Genomic DNA, 16,452 nt, shown 5'->3' on the forward strand with positions numbered 1-16,452 from the left:
TGGCCTCAGCCGCCCGTGGCGACGAGCTGCCAGTTCGGGTCTTTCGCACCCATCTTGCGTGCGAAGGTCCAGATGTCGCGCTGTTTGCGCGGCGTCTTGGGATCGCCCTCGACGACCTCACCCGAGGCATCGCGCGCCACCGAAATGATTTCTGCCCCGAAGCGCACGGTCACCTCTGCCTCGTTCGTGGAATGGTCGAAATCGGCATTGCTCAGCACCAGTTCGCGCAGGCCGAGGAATTCCGCCTGAACGTCGAGGCCCTTCTCCTTGCGCGCTTCCACGGCACCTTCGAACGCCTCGTAGACTTCGGGCGACAGGAAGGGGCGCACCTTTTCCAGATCGCCGGTCTCGAAGGCCATCAGGATCATCTCATAGGCGCCACGTGCGCCTTGCAGGAACTGCGACACCGAGAAGCTGGGCTCGACGCGCTTCATCGCGGCCAGCGCCACGGCGGAGGTCGAGCCTTCGGGAACATGATCGATGATGTCGTGATCAGGCCCGCCCTCGATCACGTCGAAGTCACGCTTCGGTGCGGGCGTCGCGGGCGTTTCCGGCGCGATCGGCTTTTCATAGCCTTCACGGGTCCCGAGCACGCTTTTCAGCTTGAAAATCAGGAAGATCGCAATCGCCGCGAGGACGATAAGCTGAATGACGGCACCGGACATCGAGACCCCTGTGTTTGGCTTCGTGTTTGTTTCTAGGTCAATCGCTACTTATGTAAGGCGTCAACCAGTTCAAGTCCACCGGCGCAGCTTGCCGGAAGACGCGATAAAAGAGGATGCCATGTGGATCTTTCTGGCCTTTGTGGCCGTGCCGCTGATCGAGATCGGTCTGTTCATTCAAGTGGGCGGGCTGATCGGCCTTTGGCCGACGCTGGGGATCGTGTTGCTGACCGCGATCGTCGGTACGTCGCTGGTGCGTCGGGAAGGCGCGCGGGCGCTCGACGATCTGCGCAGCTCGCTCAATGAATTGCGCGATCCTTCGCGGCCGCTGGCGCATGGTGCGATGATTCTCGTTGCCGGGGTGCTGCTGCTGACGCCGGGCTTCTTCACCGATACGGTCGGTATCCTGCTGCTGATCCCTGGCATTCGCGACGCGCTGATGAAGGCCGTGGGCAGCCGGGTGAAGGTGCAGCGCTTCGAGATGGGCGGCGCCTACCGGTCCAACCAGTACGACCCCCGCCGCGATGCGCCGCGCCGTTCGCGCGATCCGGAGATCCTCGACGCTGACGAGGTCGAGGAAATGACCCATCGCGACCACCCGAACGGCAAGCCCTCCGACGGGCCGTCCGGCTGGACGCGTCATTGAGAATTGAGGCTTCTCCCAGCCGGTGCTAAACCTCGCACAATTAATTTTGGGAGAGGTCGATGACTGACGAAGCAAATGGCGAGACCAACGGCGCCGCGGATCCGCAGCAAGAGCAACAAGGGCTCCGCATGAACATCCTCGCGCAATTTACGCGCGACCTGTCATTCGAGAACAATGTCGCCACCAAGGGCGTGCAAACCAGCGACATCCAGCCCGAGATGCAGGTGCAGGTTTCGCTCGACGCCAAGAAGCGCAGCGTCGAGAACCAGTACGAGGTGATCACCAAGTTCAAGATCACGGCGAACAACAAATCCGACGGGGCGACGCTTTACCTGCTCGAGCTTGATTACGGCGGCATTTTCCACGTCGAGGGCGTGCCGGAAGATCAGTTGCATCCCTTCCTGCTGATCGAATGCCCGCGCCAGCTGTTCCCCTTCGTGCGCCGGATCGTCTCGGACGTGACGCGCGATGGTGGCTTCCCGCCCTTCAATCTCGAGATCGTCGATTTCGTCGCGCTTTATCGCAACGAACTGGCGCGCCGTCAGCAGACCGAGGCGCCGACGACGGCCTGATCCGTCAAGCAGGCCTGGGGCGCGTCATCGTGCCTCAGGGACAAGCTGACGCCGTGACTCTGTCCGGTCACGGCTCTATTTTGCACTGCGTGACCCGCCTGCAAGCCGGGCGGGATCACCGGATGCAAAAGAGGACTCATGGGCCAGATTCAGGCATGGATCGGGGGCGCGCTCGCCCCCGTCGACGCGATGGACGCACATCGCGAGGGGCTCCGCCACCGGGCGGTCTCCATTTTTGTCATGGATGGCGAAAAGCTTCTTCTGCAGAAGCGCTCGACGCATTGCCTGCAAGCCCCCGGCCTCTGGTCGAATACCTGCTGCAGCCATCCCGATTGGGGGGAGCGCCCCGAAACCTGCGCGCGGCGGCGGCTGCGCGAGGAATTGGGCATCGATGGGCTCTATCCCGCTCATGCAGATCGTATCGAATACCGCATGGATATCGGCGACGGCCTGATCGAGCACGAGGTGACCGACATCTACATCGCCTATGCGCAGCGTGGCCTTACCGTGACCCCCGATCCAGAGCTTGTCTCGGAGACTCGCTGGCTAAGCCTTTACGATCTCGGTGCGGAGGTGAAACGCTATCCCGAGCGGTTCTCGCGCTGGCTGCGGTTCTACATGCAAGAACATGTCTCCCGCATTCTGCCCGCACTGATCTGCTGAGCGGCGGGGATTTCTGCCGATCACCTTCAGATGCTACGCGGAATTCCGCGCTTGCCCTAGCTTTCACTTCGCTTACCTGTAACTCTGCTTCCGATTGGGCGGGGGCATGAGTAATGGGACCGAAGACCATCCGAGTATTTCATCTGAGCGTGGCGGCGCTTGCGATCCTCGCGACCCCGGCACTCGCATATTCATTGAAGTTCAATACTCCCGGCGCATCCGACGATCTGCGCAACACGATCAAGGGCGCGTCGCTTCTGGCGCAATCCGCAGACGACAAGAGCAAGGACGCGCAGGACGTGCTTGCCGAGGCGCGGGCCGACTACAACCGTATCGTTTCGGCGCTGTTCGGCGAGGGGCACTATTCCGGCACCGTGTCGATCAAGCTTGACGGGCGCGAGGCGGCCTCGATCCCGCCGCTCGATGCGCCTTCGACGGTGAACAACGTCGTCGTAACCGTGACGCCCGGCCCCGAATTCACCTTCTCGCGCGCCGATATCGCGCCGGTCGCGCCGAAAACCGATCTGCCCGAGGGCTACAAGGTCGGCAAGGTCGCGAAATCGGGCGTGATCGTCGATGCCGCGAGCGCCGCCACGACCGGCTGGCGCGATGCGGGTCACGCGAAGGCCGAAGTCTCCTATCAGAACATCGTCGCGGATCACCGTGCCAATCAGTTGGCCTCCGATGTGCGCCTGGCTCCGGGGCCGCTGGTAACCTTCGGCCGGCTCGAGACCTCCGGCAACAAGCGCCTGCGCACGAAACGCCTGCGCGAGATAGCGGGCTTCCCCAAGGGCGAGGTCTATGATCCGAAGAAGCTCGATCAGGTCCAGTCGCGGCTGCAGCGCACCGGGATTTTCTCCTCTGTCGCGATTACCGAGGCGAAGACGCTCAACCCCGATGACAGTCTCGACGTGAATCTCGCCGTGGTCGAGCAGAAGAAACGCAAGATCGGCCTCGGCGCGGAACTCAGCTCCAGCGACGGGCTCGGCCTCAACGGCTACTGGCTGCATCGAAACCTCTTCGGCGGCGGCGAGCGCTTTCGCGTGGATGCGGGCATTTCGGGCATCGGCGGCGCGACGGGCGGCACGGATTACTCGATCGGCGCGCGGATCGACCGCCCGGCCACCTTCAACCCGGAAACCAGCGCCTACATCACCACCGAGATCAGCCAGAAGAACGAAGAGGATTACACCGAGAACGCCTTCGATATCGGCTTCGGTCTGACACGGATATTCAACGACAAGCTGACTGGCGACGTCTCGATCAATTACGGCTGGTCCAAGGTGACCGACGATTCCGGCGAGACCTATTTCCGGCAGGTCTATCTGCCGACAAAACTCACCTGGGATGATCGCGACAACGCGCTCGACCCGACCAAAGGTTATTACATTCAGGCCGGGCTGACGCCTTTCGTGGGGATCGGCGGCGATACCGGCACCGGGGCACAGGTCATGGGCGATCTGCGCGCCTATAAGGGCTTCGGGCAGAACGATCGCTTCGTGTTGGCGGGCCGCGTGCAACTGGGCGGCGTCTACGGCTCGAACCTCGAGAACACCCCGCGCGACTACCTTTTCTACTCGGGCGGCGGCGGCACCGTGCGCGGCCAGCCCTACCAGTCGCTCGGCGTTGAAGTGCTCGAAGGCGGTACGCTGAAAATCGGCGGCACCGAATTCGTGGGTTTCCAGGGTGAAGCGCGCATCGGCATCACCGACAAGATTGGCGCGGTCGCCTTCTATGACTACGGCTATGTCGCAGGCGGCGGGCAATCGGGCTCGCAGGCAGGCGCAGGTCTCGGCCTGCGCTACAAGACGGGCATCGGCCCGATCCGTCTCGACGTCGGCTTCCCGGTCTCGGGCGGCACCGGATCGGGGGCGCAACTCTATATCGGTATTGGGCAGGCCTTCTGATGAAACGTTTCGCCATCCTTCTCGCTTTCTGCCTGACGCCTCTGATGGCTGCGGCGCAGGACAACTCGCCGCAAGCTGCGGACGGGGCAGGGGCCGCGACAGAACAGCAGACGCAGCGCGACCGCTCTTACCTGACGGGGCTGATCGAGGATAACCTCTCGGGCGCCGGGCGCACCGTGCGGCTCGACGGGTTTTCGGGCGCGCTGAGTTCGCGCGCGACCTTCGATCAGTTGACGATCTCCGACAAGGATGGCGCATGGATCACGATCAAGGATGGCGCGATCCAATGGAACCGCTCGGCGCTGCTGACCGGCAAGATCGAGATCGATGAGCTCTCCGCCGCCGAGATCGACCTGCCACGCCTGCCGACATCCCAGAGCAGTTCGACAGCCCCCAGCCCGGAGGCCAAGCCCTTCCAGCTTCCCGACCTCCCGGTCTCGGTGAAGATCGGCAAGATCGACGCGCAGAAGGTGATCCTCGGCGAGCCGATCCTCGGCCAGGAGGCGACGGTGAAGGTCACCGGGTCGATGTCGCTCGCAGGCGGCGAAGGCAAGGCGAAGCTCGATATCACCCGGATCGACACCAAGAAGGGCAAATTCTCCCTCACCGCGTCTTACGACAACGGCACCCGCGATCTAGGCCTCGATCTGCTGGTTGATGAGGGCAAGAACGGCATCATCGTCCAGAAGATCGGCCTGCCGGGCAATCCGGCGATGACGCTTGCAGTGTCCGGAAGCGGGCCGCTCGACGATTTCACCTCCGACATCGTGCTGAGCACCGATGGCCAGCAGCGTCTGGCGGGGCAGGTCTCCATAGGCAGCAAAACGCCCGACGGCGCTCCGGCGGGCAGTCCGCCGGTCACGACATTCTCCGTCGCGCTGGGCGGCGATATCCGCCCGCTTCTGCCACCCGATTACCACGAGTTCTTCGGCAACGAGGTTGCGCTGGTCGCGGATGGCACCCGCACGGCTTCGGGGCAGACTACGCTCAACACGCTCGATCTTAAATCGCGCGCGCTGCAGCTGAACGGCTCGGCGCAGATCGGCGCGACCAACATGCCGGTGAAATTCGACCTGAAGGCTGACCTCGGACTGGGCAACGGGCAGGAAGTGCTGCTTCCGATCTCGGGGCCGAAAACCTACGTGCAATCGGGCAAGCTGGACCTCGGCTATGACAAGGCAGAGGGCGACGGCTGGAAACTCTCGGGCCGCCTGAACCAGCTGCGCCGCGAAGATGGCACAAAGATGCTGACCGCGAATCTCTCGGGCTCGGGCCGTATCCGGCAGGCCTCGCCACCCTCGGTCGGTGGCACGGTTCTGCTGGGAATCAACGGGCTGGAGCTTTCCGACCCGAAGCTGAGCGCGGCGGCCGGCAGCGCCGTAACCCTGCGCACCGTGTTCTCGTGGCAGCAGGACAAGCCTCTGCGCTTGTCGCAACTGGCGCTGAAAGGCACCGGTTACAGCCTGAATTCGAACCTGACGATCGACAATATCAGCGAAGGTATCACCGTCGAGGGCGCGGCGCAGATCGACCATTCCGACCTCGCGATGCTGTCCGATCTGGCGGGGCGCAAGCTCGGCGGTTCGGCGCGGATGACGGTCGCGGGGAAATACACCGTCCTCAGCGGCGCCTTCGACGCCAATCTCAACCTCGTCGGTCAGGACGTCTCGATCGACCAGCCGCAGGCGGATCGTGCGCTGGCGGGTCGGTCGGAGATCGCGATCTCGGCCAAGCGCGACGAGACCGGGGTGACGCTGGATTCGCTTAACGTGCAGACGCGGGCGGGCACGCTTCAGGCGCAGGGCACGCTGGCCAGTCAGGATGGCAAGTTGACTGCCACGCTCGACACCAACGATCTTTCGGTGCTGGGCGGCGGCTATCGCGGCGCGCTGGCGGCCGATGCGACGGTGACGCTGAACGGAGAGCGCTACGGGGTGACGCTGAAGGGCACCGGCAAATCCCTCGCGATCGGGCAGCCCGAGGCCGACAAGCTTCTGGCCGGCACAACCAATCTCGACCTTCAGGCGAGCTACGCCAACGGCGCGGTCGAGGTGCAAAGCCTCAAACTGAGCAACCCGCAGCTCGACGTCTCGGCGAAAGGGACGGCGGGCGAGAGGTCGCGCAAGATCGACCTGAACGCACGTCTGGCGAATGCGGCCCTGTTCGCGCCGGGCTTTCCGGGGCCGGTGACGGTGTCGGGCACGGTGGTCGATGACGGCAGCGGCTATCAGCTGAACCTTTCGGGCACCGGCCCGGGTGGCACCGATGCGAAAGTCTCCGGCCGCGTGGCGTCGAATTTCGGCGATGCCGATCTTTCGATAACCGGACAGGCACAGACCGCGCTCGCCAACAGCTTCATCGAGCCGCGCTCGGTGCAGGGCCCGCTCAGCTTCGATCTGCGGCTGAACGGCAAGCCGGGGCTGTCGGCGCTGTCGGGCACGGTCTCGGCGAATGGCACGAAGGTCGTTGCTCCGAACCTCGGGATGGTGCTGGAGGATGTGAATACCCAGGTGCAGCTGTCGAACGGCGCCGCGCAGCTCGGTTTGACCGGGCGGCTCGGCACGGGCGGGCAGATCACGGTCAACGGGCCGATCAACCTGTCGGCGCCCTACAACGGCAACCTGACGATCCGTTTCGACCGCGCGCGGTTGAAGGATCCGGAGCTTTACGACACGCGCGCGTCGGGCACGATCACGATGGACGGGCCGCTTGCGGGCGGTGCGAAGATCGCCGGGCGCATCACGCTGAGCGATACCGAATTGCGGGTGCCGTCTTCGGGCGTCGGCGGCGGCGCCTCGGTCCCCGCCGGGATCGAGCATGTCGGCGAAAGCGGCGCGGTGCGCCAGACGCTCAAGCGCGCCAACCTGCTGAACAACGGCCAGAGCGATGCGAGCGGCGGCGCCAAGGCTTCGGGCCCGTCCTATCCGCTCGACGTCACCATCGCCTCGGAGCGCGGCATCTTCGTGCGCGGCCGCGGTCTGGATGCGGAACTTGGCGGCTCGCTGCGGGTCTCGGGCACCACGTCGAACGTGATCCCGATCGGGCAGTTCTCGCTCGTGCGCGGACGGCTCGACATTCTCGGGCAACGCTTCACGCTCGATCAGGGCCGGATCGCGCTGCAGGGCGCGCTGGTGCCCTATATCGACTTCACCGCGACCACGACGCAGAACGACTACACGATCTCGATCAACATTCAGGGACAGGCGAACGAGCCGAAGGTGACCTTCACCTCCTCTCCGGAGCTGCCGCAGGACGAGGTTCTGGCACGGCTTATCTTCGGACGATCGATCGACAATCTCTCGCCTCTGCAGGCGGCGCAACTGGCCTCGGCGGTCGCGACGCTCGCCGGCAAGGGTGGCGAGGGGATCATCGGCAAGCTGCGGAAGAATTTCGGGCTGGACGATTTCGACGTCTCGACCGATGCGCAGGGTAATACCCAGCTCAAGGTCGGGAAATACCTGTCGGACAATATCTATACCGATGTCACGGTGGGCGGCGACGGCACCTCGCAGATCAACCTGAATCTCGATGTCACCAAAAGCCTCACCGCGCGCGGCACCGTCGGCTCCGACGGCAAGAGCGGGATCGGCCTCTATTTCGAGAAGAACTACTGAGCGATAAGTTTCACTTCATTTCCGCCCCGGGAAAAAAGTGAAACCCATGACTACTCGCCCCCGGGCTCGGCGTCGCCTTCGATCGCGTCGCGCAATTTTTCCTGCGTGCGGCGCTTGCGGAAGGCGGTGAGTTCGGCGTTCAGCGCAGCCCCCATCAGCACCGAAAAGGCGCTCAGATAGAGCCAGATGAGCAAGGCGATCACCGCCCCGATCGAGCCGTAGATCTTGTTGTAATTGCCGAAATTCGACAGGTAGAAGGTCAGCCCGATCGAGCTCAGCCCCCAGAGCGCCGTTGCCAACACCGCGCCGAGCGTCAGGATCGGATCGCGCTTGCCCACCGTATTGGGACCGTAGCGATAGAGGATGCCAAGCGCTGTGAGCATCAGCAAAAGCATCGCCGCCCAGGGCAAGCCCGAGAGCAGGATCTTTGAATATTCGTGGAACGGCAGAAAATTGATGACGATGGGCACGACGACGACCGTTGCCATCGCGGCCAGCATCACGCCGACAAGCGCGATCGTCATCAGGTAGCCCATGATGAAGCTCCAGATCGTCGCGCGGGGCCGCGTGCCGTGGATCACGTTGAGCGAAAGCACCAAAGCCGCGACGCCCGCGCGGGCGGAGAACAGGGTCACGGCGGCCGAGAGCACGACGCCCAATCCGATTGATGCACGCGGCCCGATCAGCCAACTCTGGATCTGCTCGTTGAGCAGCCCATAGGCTTCGGGCGGTATGAAATCGTCGGCCACGTTTAGGTAGGTGCGGATTACCGTCGGATCGGCAAAGGCGCTCCACAATGCGATCGTTGCGGAGATGCCGGGGAAGATCGCGAGCATGGAATAGAAGGCGACCCCCGCCGAGACGAGGGTGATATTCGACTCGAAAAGCCGCCCGAACAGGCTGACCGCGAATTTCGCCGTTTCTCTCACGCGCCACTCCTCGTTTCACCCACCATCGCGCAAGCCCCGCGTGATCGCAACGCGCGGCCCGCGCTTTGCTGAAAGCTGTTGCGCCACAGGCGCTTGGCGTCGGGCGGGCGGGGCATGCCTAGGGCGAGGGGGAGGCGAAATGCGGAAAACAGGGTGGACTAGGGTCTATTTTGGAGCAGGGGCCGCCGGTGCTGCTGGCGCCCCGCGCGCCCCCGGCAAATGGCGGCGCGCCCGTTCACGCAAACGCGACATTGTCACAAAAGGGAATCACTTCGCCGTTAGGAGCGTCGTGAACGCAACTAGCCAAGGGATCAGCCATGTCGCTTCGCACCACCCTCCTCCAAGCCACCGCAATTGCCGTGCTGCCGCTCGCGGCGCATGCCGGCGATATCTCCTTCTCGTCCGTTCCTTTCGCCAAGGACGACGCGGCCAAGCGTGAGGCGATCGCCTCCGACACGGTCACCGTCAACGGCAAGGACTACAAGATCGGTTATCACGTGATGGCGCGCTCGGGCGACAAGATCGGTGACAACACCTTCGCGCTGCTGACCGACAAGGACGGCAAGCCGGTCAAGTCGGCCGACGGCTCCGAGCACATCTCCGAATCCGCCGATTTCACCTCGCTCCTCCGTCAGGGCGACAAGCTCTACTCGGTGACGCATTTCGAGTCGCGCCCCGGTGCGATGTATCTCAGCGAAGTCAGCCAGGATGCCGATGGCAACCTGAAGCTGGTCTCCACCAAGCCGATCGACTTCTCTGAATATCACGGTCTCTGGGTGCCCTGCGCGGGTTCGGTGACGCCGTGGGAGACGCATCTGGGTTCGGAAGAATACCCGGCCGATGCACGCGCGATCGAAGCGGCGACCTCGCTCGACGAAATCGACGACTACGACTTCCCGATGGTGCGCTATGCGGGCGTGAACCCCGAGGGCATGTCGCTCGAGCAGTTCCGCGACGCCTACAAGCCCTATCGCTACGGCTATCCGACCGAGATCACCGTCTCGGAAGACGGGTCGGCCAAGGCCGACAAGCATTTCGCAATGGGCCGCGTGGCTGTCGAGCTGGCCTATGTCATGCCCGACCAGAAAACCGCCTACATCTCGGATGACGGCACCAATGTCGGCCTGTTCCGCTTTGAAGCCGACAAGGCAGGCGACCTGAGCGCCGGGACGCTTTATGCGGCCAAGTGGAACCAGACCTCGGCAGAAAATGGTGGCGCGGCCGATCTGGAATGGGTCGATCTGGGCCATGCCGACGATGCGACGATCCAGAAGGCGATCGAAGCCGGTACCCAGTTCTCGGATCTCTTCGAGACCGCCGAGATGGGCGAGGACGGTTCCTGCGCCGATGGCTTCTCGGCTTCTAACGCCGAAGGCAATCCCGAGTGTCTGAAGGTCAAGGACGGCATGGATGCGATCGCCTCGCGTCTGGAAACCCGTCGCTACGCCTCGATGAAGGGCGCCACGACCGAGTTCCGCAAGATGGAAGGCATCACCTACGACGCCGACAAGCATCAGATGTATCTGTCGATGTCGGCGGTCGAGAAGGGCATGGAAGACGGTGCCAAGCAGGATCTGGGCGGGATGAACGCGATCAAGCTGCCGAAGAACAAGTGCGGCACGGTCTATTCGCTCTCGCTGGACGACAAGTTCACCGCGACGAAGATGATGGGTCTGATCTCGGGCAAGCCGCTCACCGAAGAGCACAAGGTCAAGGCGCAGGACGCAAGCTGCGATCCGGCGCATGACATGTGCGGCGACACGGCCGAGCTGAACAGCTGCGATATCAACGGCATCGCGAACCCGGACAACATCACCTACATGCCGGGCTACAACACGCTGATCATCGGTGAGGACACCGGCTCGGGCCACCAGAACGACGTGATCTGGGCAATGAACACCGACACCAAGGAGCTTACCCGCATCCTGTCGACGCCCTACGGTTCGGAAACCACCTCCACTTACTGGTACCCGAACGTCAACGGCCACGGCTACCTGATGGCGGTGATCCAGCACCCCTACGGCGAGAGCGACGAAGACAAGCTGACCGACCCGGCGCAGGCGCGTGCCTATGTGGGTTACGTCGGCCCGTTCCCGCAAATGGATGACACCGTGAAGACCCAGTAACGGGCGCTCGCGAGACACTTCTGGCGAGGCCCGGCGGAGACCCGGGCCTCGCCTTTTCTTTCAAGACTGAGGACGGACGGATGCTGCGGATTTCGATACTGGCGCTGCTGAGCATGACCACGATGGCGGGGGCGGTCGATCTGAAGACCACGGTGCTGGACAATCCGACAGCCTATATTCCTCCGCAATGCTATACCAAGACGGAAGACAAGGCGGGCGAGGTGCATAACCCGTGCCAGACCTGTCACACCTATCCGCGCCATCCGAATTACGTGCGCGATGCCGATCTGCAGACCGAATATGCGTTTCCGGGCCCGGCGCTCGAGAACCCGTGGCGCAACCTCTTCGTGGATCGCCGCGCCGAGGTGGCCGCGACGAACAGCGCGGAAATCCGCGCCTATGTGCGGCAGGACAATTACCACGATGCGGCGGGCGGGATCGCCTTGGCCGCCAAGCTGGCCGATCCGCCCGCGGATTGGGACGTGAATGGCAACGGGGCGTGGGACGGCTATATCCCCGACGTGCAATTCGCCTTCGACGACGAGGGCTTTGACCGCAGGCCCGACGGTAGCCTGACCGGCTGGCGCGCCTTCGCCTATCAGCCGCTGCCCGGCACGTTCTGGCCGACGAACGGCTCGACAGACGACGTGATGATCCGTCTGCCGGAGGCGTTCCGTCAGAATGCCGACGGGGTCGAAGACATTGCCACCTACAAGACCAACCTTGCCATCGTGCAGGCGCTCATCACCCGTGCCGATGTCGCGATCGAGCCGACAGATGAGGCCGCGATGGGCGTCGATCTGGACCGCGACGGTGAGATGGGGCAGGCGGAGGTGGTGAAATTCGCCTTCGCGCCGCTCGACGGGATCACGATGCATTGGGCGGGGCGCGCGGGCGTGGACGGCGCGGAGCTTGCCGCCGGGCTTTACCCGGAGGGCACCGAATTCGTGCATTCCGTGCGCTATATCGACCCGACCCCCGAGGGCATCCAGATGGCCGCGCGGCTGAAAGAGCTCCGCTACATGGTCAAGACGGATTGGGAAACCTATGCCGATCTGGAAGAGACCGCGTTGGCCGAGCTGAAGGAAGACAACGCCTTTCCGGATCGCACCAAGCAGTTCTTCGGCAGTTCCGAAACCGGCGTGCCCAACACGTTCGGCTGGCGGCTGCAGGGTTTCATCGAGGATGCGACGGGCGATCTGCGCCCGCAGAGCTTCGAGGAGACTGTGTTCTGCGTCGGCTGTCACGGCACGCTGGGCGTGAACGACGACTCCACCTTTGCCTTCGCCCGCAAGCTGGGCAAGGAGGCCTATCGCGGCGGCTGGTATCACTGGACGCAGAAGGGACTCGCGGGCACCCCCGACCGAACGCGCGCCGACGGCAGCGGCGATTACGCCCATTACCTGAAGAGCAACAGGGCAGGGGACGAGTTCCGCGCCAATGCCGAAGTGATCGAGGCGTGGCTGAAAGCAGGCAAGCTGCCGCCCGAGAAAGAGGCGGCCCTGGCCGAGGATGTCGGCCCGCTGATCCTGCCTTCGCCGGAGCGTGCCGATGCGCTGAACGCAGCCTACCGGATGATCGTGCGCGACCAGAGTTTCACCCAAGGCCGCGATGCGACCATCGCCCCGGTCGATGGCACGGTCTGGCGTGAATTGGAGCAGGATCAGCCGACAGGCATCGAGGAAATCGCCCAGCCGTGGTATAAGCGCCGCTAATCGGCAGCAATCTGCGCCGGCCGATTGCGTTTTTCGCCGTCAATTGGCAGTGTTCGCACAAATCGGGACATTTTTTCGGGAGCGCCACCATGGCAAAAGTCATCCGCCAACTTTCCGCAAGCGCCGCCATCGCGGTCGCTGCTGTCTGCACCGCGGCGAGCGCGCAGGCAGAAAGTGGCGTGACCTTCACCATCGGTGCGGGCGCGCGCTATGCGCCGTCCTATTTCGGCGCGGATCACTACGACACCAAGCCCACCGCGAAGGTGAAGCTCAACAGCTTCACGCTGCAGGGGATGCGCTTCGGCTCGGACGATCCGAATTACGAAAAGCTGGGCCCGAACGTGCATGGCTCCTTCCGGCTCGTCGGCGGGCGCAATTCCAGCGATTATTCCGAAATCGCGGGTCTCGACGATGTCGACACCTCGCTCGAACTGGGTCTCGGGCTTGGCTACCAGGCGCCGCAATGGGGCGCTTTCGCGGATATGCGCTACGGCGTGGTCGGGCATAACGCCGTCGTCGCGGAAATCGGCGCCGATTGGAAGCCGATCAAGACCGACAATTTCAAGCTGAGCATCGGCCCGCGCATCTTCTATGGCTCCGGGCTCTACAACCGCACCTATTTCGGCATCAGCCCGTCGGAATCGACGGCGAGCGGTCTGGCAGCCTATTCGCCCGATGGCGGCCTCGTATCGACCGGTCTGGAACTGTCGGCGACCTATCAGCTCGGCAATAACTGGGCGGTGGAAGGCAAGCTGAACTACGACCGCCTGCAGGGCGATGCGGCGAACAGCCCGATCGTGCAGCAGGGCTCGCGCGAACAGAGCTCGGTCTCGCTGATGCTGACCCGTCGGGTGACGTTCCCGTTCTGATCGGGTCCCTTCTGATCGGGACAAAGCTTCCTACGAGTCACGTGAAGCCAAGCCGCATGGGTCGCCCGTGCGGCTTGCTTTTTCGGGGCCTCGCTGACGCAGCGCTCAGGGTTTTTGCGATGAGTGGTCAGGTCCTCTATTTCCGGCTCGGCGCGGAAATCGTGCGCCGAAAGATGGGCTGGACGGAGATCGGCGAATCGGAAACCGCACAGATATCCCGCGTCATCGCCGACAATCTCGACGCGACCTGGCGCAGGCGCGCGCGAGCGCGGCGCCCGGCGCATGAAAAAGGCCGCCCCGGTGGGAGCGGCCTGAAATATTCCTAGCGTCTTCGCACTTACACCGGCGGTTTGCCTTTTACCGCACGGGCGACCATGGCCACCACGAACAGGATCAGGAAAACCACGAAGAGGATCTGTGCGATCCCGGCAGATGCGCCTGCGATGCCGCCAAAACCGAGCGCTGCGGCAATCAGCGCGATAACGAGAAAAGTCAGAGCCCAACCAAGCATGGGTATTCTCCTTCGGATGTTGCGTACATTAGCGCTGAGTGCTGCGCCTTCATGGCATCCAAACGTGCGCATTTCACGAAAGTTCCATTACCCTGGGTCAGTGATTCCGAGGAACATCCAACGCTTTCCGGCGTTTGGGGCGCGATTCATGAGCTCACGAAAAAGGGAGATGGCGACATGGAAATGAATATGACTGGCCTCGGTGGCTTTTGGGGTATCGTCCTACTGGCACTCGATATCTGGGCGCTCGTTTCGATCATCGGGTCGAATTCCAGCACCGGGAAGAAAGTGCTCTGGGCGCTTCTTGTCTTCTTCCTGCCTCTGATCGGTTTCCTGATCTGGCTGGTGGCCGGGCCGCGCGCTTCGAAATGACGAAATCGGGTGTGGTGGAGGCAGCGGCCGTCACGGAACCGCATTCCGCAACCCGCGTTGGAACCACAGAAATCGCGGCGAGAAGTCGCGACATGTTTGGGAGAGGTCGATGAATTACCACGATACCGAGAATTCTGACGGCCACGAGGGCCGCGGGACGGTGAGCGATTTGCTGAACCGCGTGATCGAGCAAACCCGCGAGATCGCACGGACCGAAGCAGAATTGGTGCGCGCTGAAGCGGCCCACCGGGCTGGTCTGGCACGCAATGCCGCGATTCTCGGTGGGGTCGCCCTGGTTTTCGCCCTCGGCGCGATCTTCCCCCTGACGCAATCCGCCATCTACGGGCTGGAATGGGCCGGCCTCGATCGGGGCCCCGCGACGCTGATCGTCGGCGCGGTGCTACTGATCCTCGCCATCCTCGCGGCGCTGATCGCCGCGTCGAAGCTGCGCAAAGTGTCGAGCCCGCCCACCCGTCTCAAGGAAAACCTGTCTGCTGACGCGCAGGCGCTAAAGGAGAGCTTCAAATGACCGAGAAGAGAACCATTCAGGACATCGAGAACCGACTGCGCCAAGACCGCGCCGATCTCGCATCGACGCTCGGCGATCTGACCGCGCGTATCGCGCCGGATTACCTCTCCGAGCAGGTGTCGCAGGCCGTGCGCGATTACGCCGCGCCTGCCGCCCGCAGCGCCGAACAGGCCGTGCGCAAGAATCCGGTGGCCTTCGCCCTCGCCGGCGCCGGAATCGCATGGTTCCTGCTGCGCCAGCGCAACTCGGAGAGCATCGAGGAAGAAGATCTGGTGGCCGATGCCGATCCGCTCGTGATGCCGAGCGACGCGGGTGCCGACGGCTGGATCGACGAGATCGATACGCTGCGCCATGACGCCTCGGTCCGTCTCGAAGATCTCGAAGCCGAGCAGCGCAGCTCGACCGACAAGGCGCGCGACTTCGTCAAGGAGCGCTCCGAGGTGATGCAGAAATTCGCGAGCGACCTGCGCAACACACTGTCCTCGGGTCTGAGCGACCTCAACGAGGATGCGCGCGATCGCGTGGTGCGGGCCCGCGAAAGAGCCTATTCCGCCCGGATTCGCCTGCAGGACGGGGCGACCCATGCCGGGTCGACCAGCAAGCAGATGGTCAAGGATCACCCGCTGATCGCTGCCGCTATCGGCTTCGCCGTCGGGGCCGCGATCTTCAACGCGGTGCCCAAGCCGGACGTCAATGTCAGCCGCCGCAGCTTCGGGCCGCGCGCCAACCGCCTGTTCAACGAGGCAGAGCGTCTGTACCGCGACGAGAAGCGTCGTGCGGGCAAGGTGGCCGACCAGTTCACCGATGAACTGAAGCGGACCGCCCGCTCGGTGATGAGCTCGGCCGGTGACGAGGCGCGCAGCGCCGCACGCGATTTCGGCGATCAGGCGATGGCTGCCGGAGAGCAGCTGATCGACCGCCTCTCGCGCCAGTTGGCGGAGGAAGCCAATCGCGCGCTGCGCGATGTCGGTCAGTCGCTGCAGAAAGGCGAAGACGAGGTCCGCGCCGGGGCCCAAGAAGCCAAGGATGCCGCGCGGGCAAAAGCCGAGGATGTGGCGTCCAAGGCCGAGGCGAAGACCCACGAAGCGGCCGAGAAGGTGAAGGCGAACCATTCTTCGTCCTCTTCGTCGAGCACCTCGTCGACTGGTTCCGGCTCGTCCGGCGCCGGCTCGACCGGCGGGGGCAGCGCGTCGTCGTCGAGTTCGAAGGCCACCCACTGAACGGTGGGGCAGTATGCAGAAAGGCCGGGCATCGCGCCCGGCCTTTTTCTTTGCGCGGTTATCGGCGGGGATGCGAGACCGAGGCCCAAAAGAAAACCGGCGCCGCGATCTCTACGG

15 protein-coding genes are annotated in these 16,452 nt (G+C 63.7%); 12 read left to right on the forward strand and 3 right to left on the reverse strand.

Going from position 1 to position 16,452, the window contains the following annotated elements:
- Positions 1–5: 5 nt before the first annotated feature.
- Positions 6–665, reverse strand: a complete 660-nt coding sequence (locus tag B6V72_RS10850) for a Tim44/TimA family putative adaptor protein (protein WP_088719992.1) — start codon at positions 663–665, stop codon at positions 6–8.
- A gap of 118 nt (positions 666–783) precedes the next feature.
- Here B6V72_RS10850 and B6V72_RS10855 point away from each other — a divergent pair, with 118 nt between their 5' ends.
- The 5 genes from B6V72_RS10855 to B6V72_RS10875 all read left to right on the forward strand — a co-directional run bounded on the left by B6V72_RS10855 (position 784) and on the right by B6V72_RS10875 (position 8,064).
- Positions 784–1,308: an FxsA family protein gene (locus B6V72_RS10855; RefSeq protein WP_088735541.1), complete on the forward strand. Its 525-nt coding sequence runs from the start codon at positions 784–786 to the stop codon at positions 1,306–1,308.
- A gap of 59 nt (positions 1,309–1,367) precedes the next feature.
- Complete coding sequence (gene secB, locus B6V72_RS10860; RefSeq protein ID WP_075776663.1) at positions 1,368–1,880, forward strand: protein-export chaperone SecB; 513 nt, start codon at positions 1,368–1,370, stop codon at positions 1,878–1,880.
- 138 nt (positions 1,881–2,018) lie between these two features.
- Positions 2,019–2,543, forward strand: a complete 525-nt coding sequence (locus B6V72_RS10865) for an NUDIX domain-containing protein (RefSeq protein ID WP_075776662.1) — start codon at positions 2,019–2,021, stop codon at positions 2,541–2,543.
- Between the two features lie 113 nt (positions 2,544–2,656).
- Complete coding sequence (locus tag B6V72_RS10870) at positions 2,657–4,450, forward strand: autotransporter assembly complex family protein (RefSeq protein ID WP_088735542.1); 1,794 nt, start codon at positions 2,657–2,659, stop codon at positions 4,448–4,450.
- Positions 4,450–8,064: a translocation/assembly module TamB domain-containing protein gene (locus B6V72_RS10875; RefSeq protein WP_088735543.1), complete on the forward strand. Its 3,615-nt coding sequence runs from the start codon at positions 4,450–4,452 to the stop codon at positions 8,062–8,064. The genes B6V72_RS10870 and B6V72_RS10875 overlap by 1 nt, the downstream gene beginning before the upstream one ends.
- A gap of 50 nt (positions 8,065–8,114) precedes the next feature.
- On the opposite strand, the gene B6V72_RS10880 is transcribed toward B6V72_RS10875, so the two are convergent.
- A complete protein-coding gene (locus B6V72_RS10880) occupies positions 8,115–8,993 on the reverse strand; it encodes a YihY/virulence factor BrkB family protein (protein ID WP_088723561.1) in 879 nt (292 codons plus the stop codon).
- Positions 8,994–9,310: 317 nt separating this feature from the next.
- Here B6V72_RS10880 and B6V72_RS10885 point away from each other — a divergent pair, with 317 nt between their 5' ends.
- The 4 genes from B6V72_RS10885 (at position 9,311) to B6V72_RS10900 (ending at position 14,029) form a co-directional block, all read left to right on the forward strand.
- Positions 9,311–11,119: an alkaline phosphatase PhoX gene (locus B6V72_RS10885; protein ID WP_088735544.1), complete on the forward strand. Its 1,809-nt coding sequence runs from the start codon at positions 9,311–9,313 to the stop codon at positions 11,117–11,119.
- Between the two features lie 80 nt (positions 11,120–11,199).
- On the forward strand, positions 11,200–12,834 hold the full coding sequence (locus tag B6V72_RS10890; protein WP_088735545.1) for a hypothetical protein: 1,635 nt from the start codon (positions 11,200–11,202) through the stop codon (positions 12,832–12,834).
- Positions 12,835–12,923: 89 nt separating this feature from the next.
- The gene (locus tag B6V72_RS10895; protein WP_075776657.1) at positions 12,924–13,703 is read left to right on the forward strand and encodes a MipA/OmpV family protein; all 780 of its coding nucleotides are present in this window, start codon (positions 12,924–12,926) and stop codon (positions 13,701–13,703) included.
- A gap of 56 nt (positions 13,704–13,759) precedes the next feature.
- A complete protein-coding gene (locus tag B6V72_RS10900; protein ID WP_088735546.1) occupies positions 13,760–14,029 on the forward strand; it encodes a CerR family C-terminal domain-containing protein in 270 nt (89 codons plus the stop codon).
- Between the two features lie 11 nt (positions 14,030–14,040).
- Here B6V72_RS10900 and B6V72_RS10905 read toward each other — a convergent pair whose 3' ends face one another.
- Entirely contained in the window at positions 14,041–14,214 is a 174-nt protein-coding gene (locus tag B6V72_RS10905) for a DUF1328 domain-containing protein (protein ID WP_075776656.1), read from the reverse strand.
- Positions 14,215–14,391: 177 nt separating this feature from the next.
- Here B6V72_RS10905 and B6V72_RS10910 point away from each other — a divergent pair, with 177 nt between their 5' ends.
- From B6V72_RS10910 to B6V72_RS10920, 3 genes are all read left to right on the forward strand, one after another.
- Positions 14,392–14,586 carry a PLD nuclease N-terminal domain-containing protein gene (locus B6V72_RS10910; RefSeq protein WP_088719999.1) on the forward strand — a complete coding sequence of 65 codons (195 nt, stop codon included), beginning with the start codon at positions 14,392–14,394 and terminating at the stop codon, positions 14,584–14,586.
- Positions 14,587–14,695: 109 nt separating this feature from the next.
- Entirely contained in the window at positions 14,696–15,115 is a 420-nt protein-coding gene (locus B6V72_RS10915) for a phage holin family protein (RefSeq protein ID WP_088720000.1), read from the forward strand.
- Entirely contained in the window at positions 15,112–16,335 is a 1,224-nt protein-coding gene (locus tag B6V72_RS10920) for a hypothetical protein (protein WP_088720001.1), read from the forward strand. Before B6V72_RS10915 ends, B6V72_RS10920 begins: the two co-directional genes overlap by 4 nt.
- Positions 16,336–16,452: the final 117 nt, after the last annotated feature.

It is taken from the genome of Thioclava sp. F34-6 (genome assembly GCF_002213235.1).
GTDB classification, from domain to species: domain Bacteria; phylum Pseudomonadota; class Alphaproteobacteria; order Rhodobacterales; family Rhodobacteraceae; genus Thioclava; species Thioclava nitratireducens.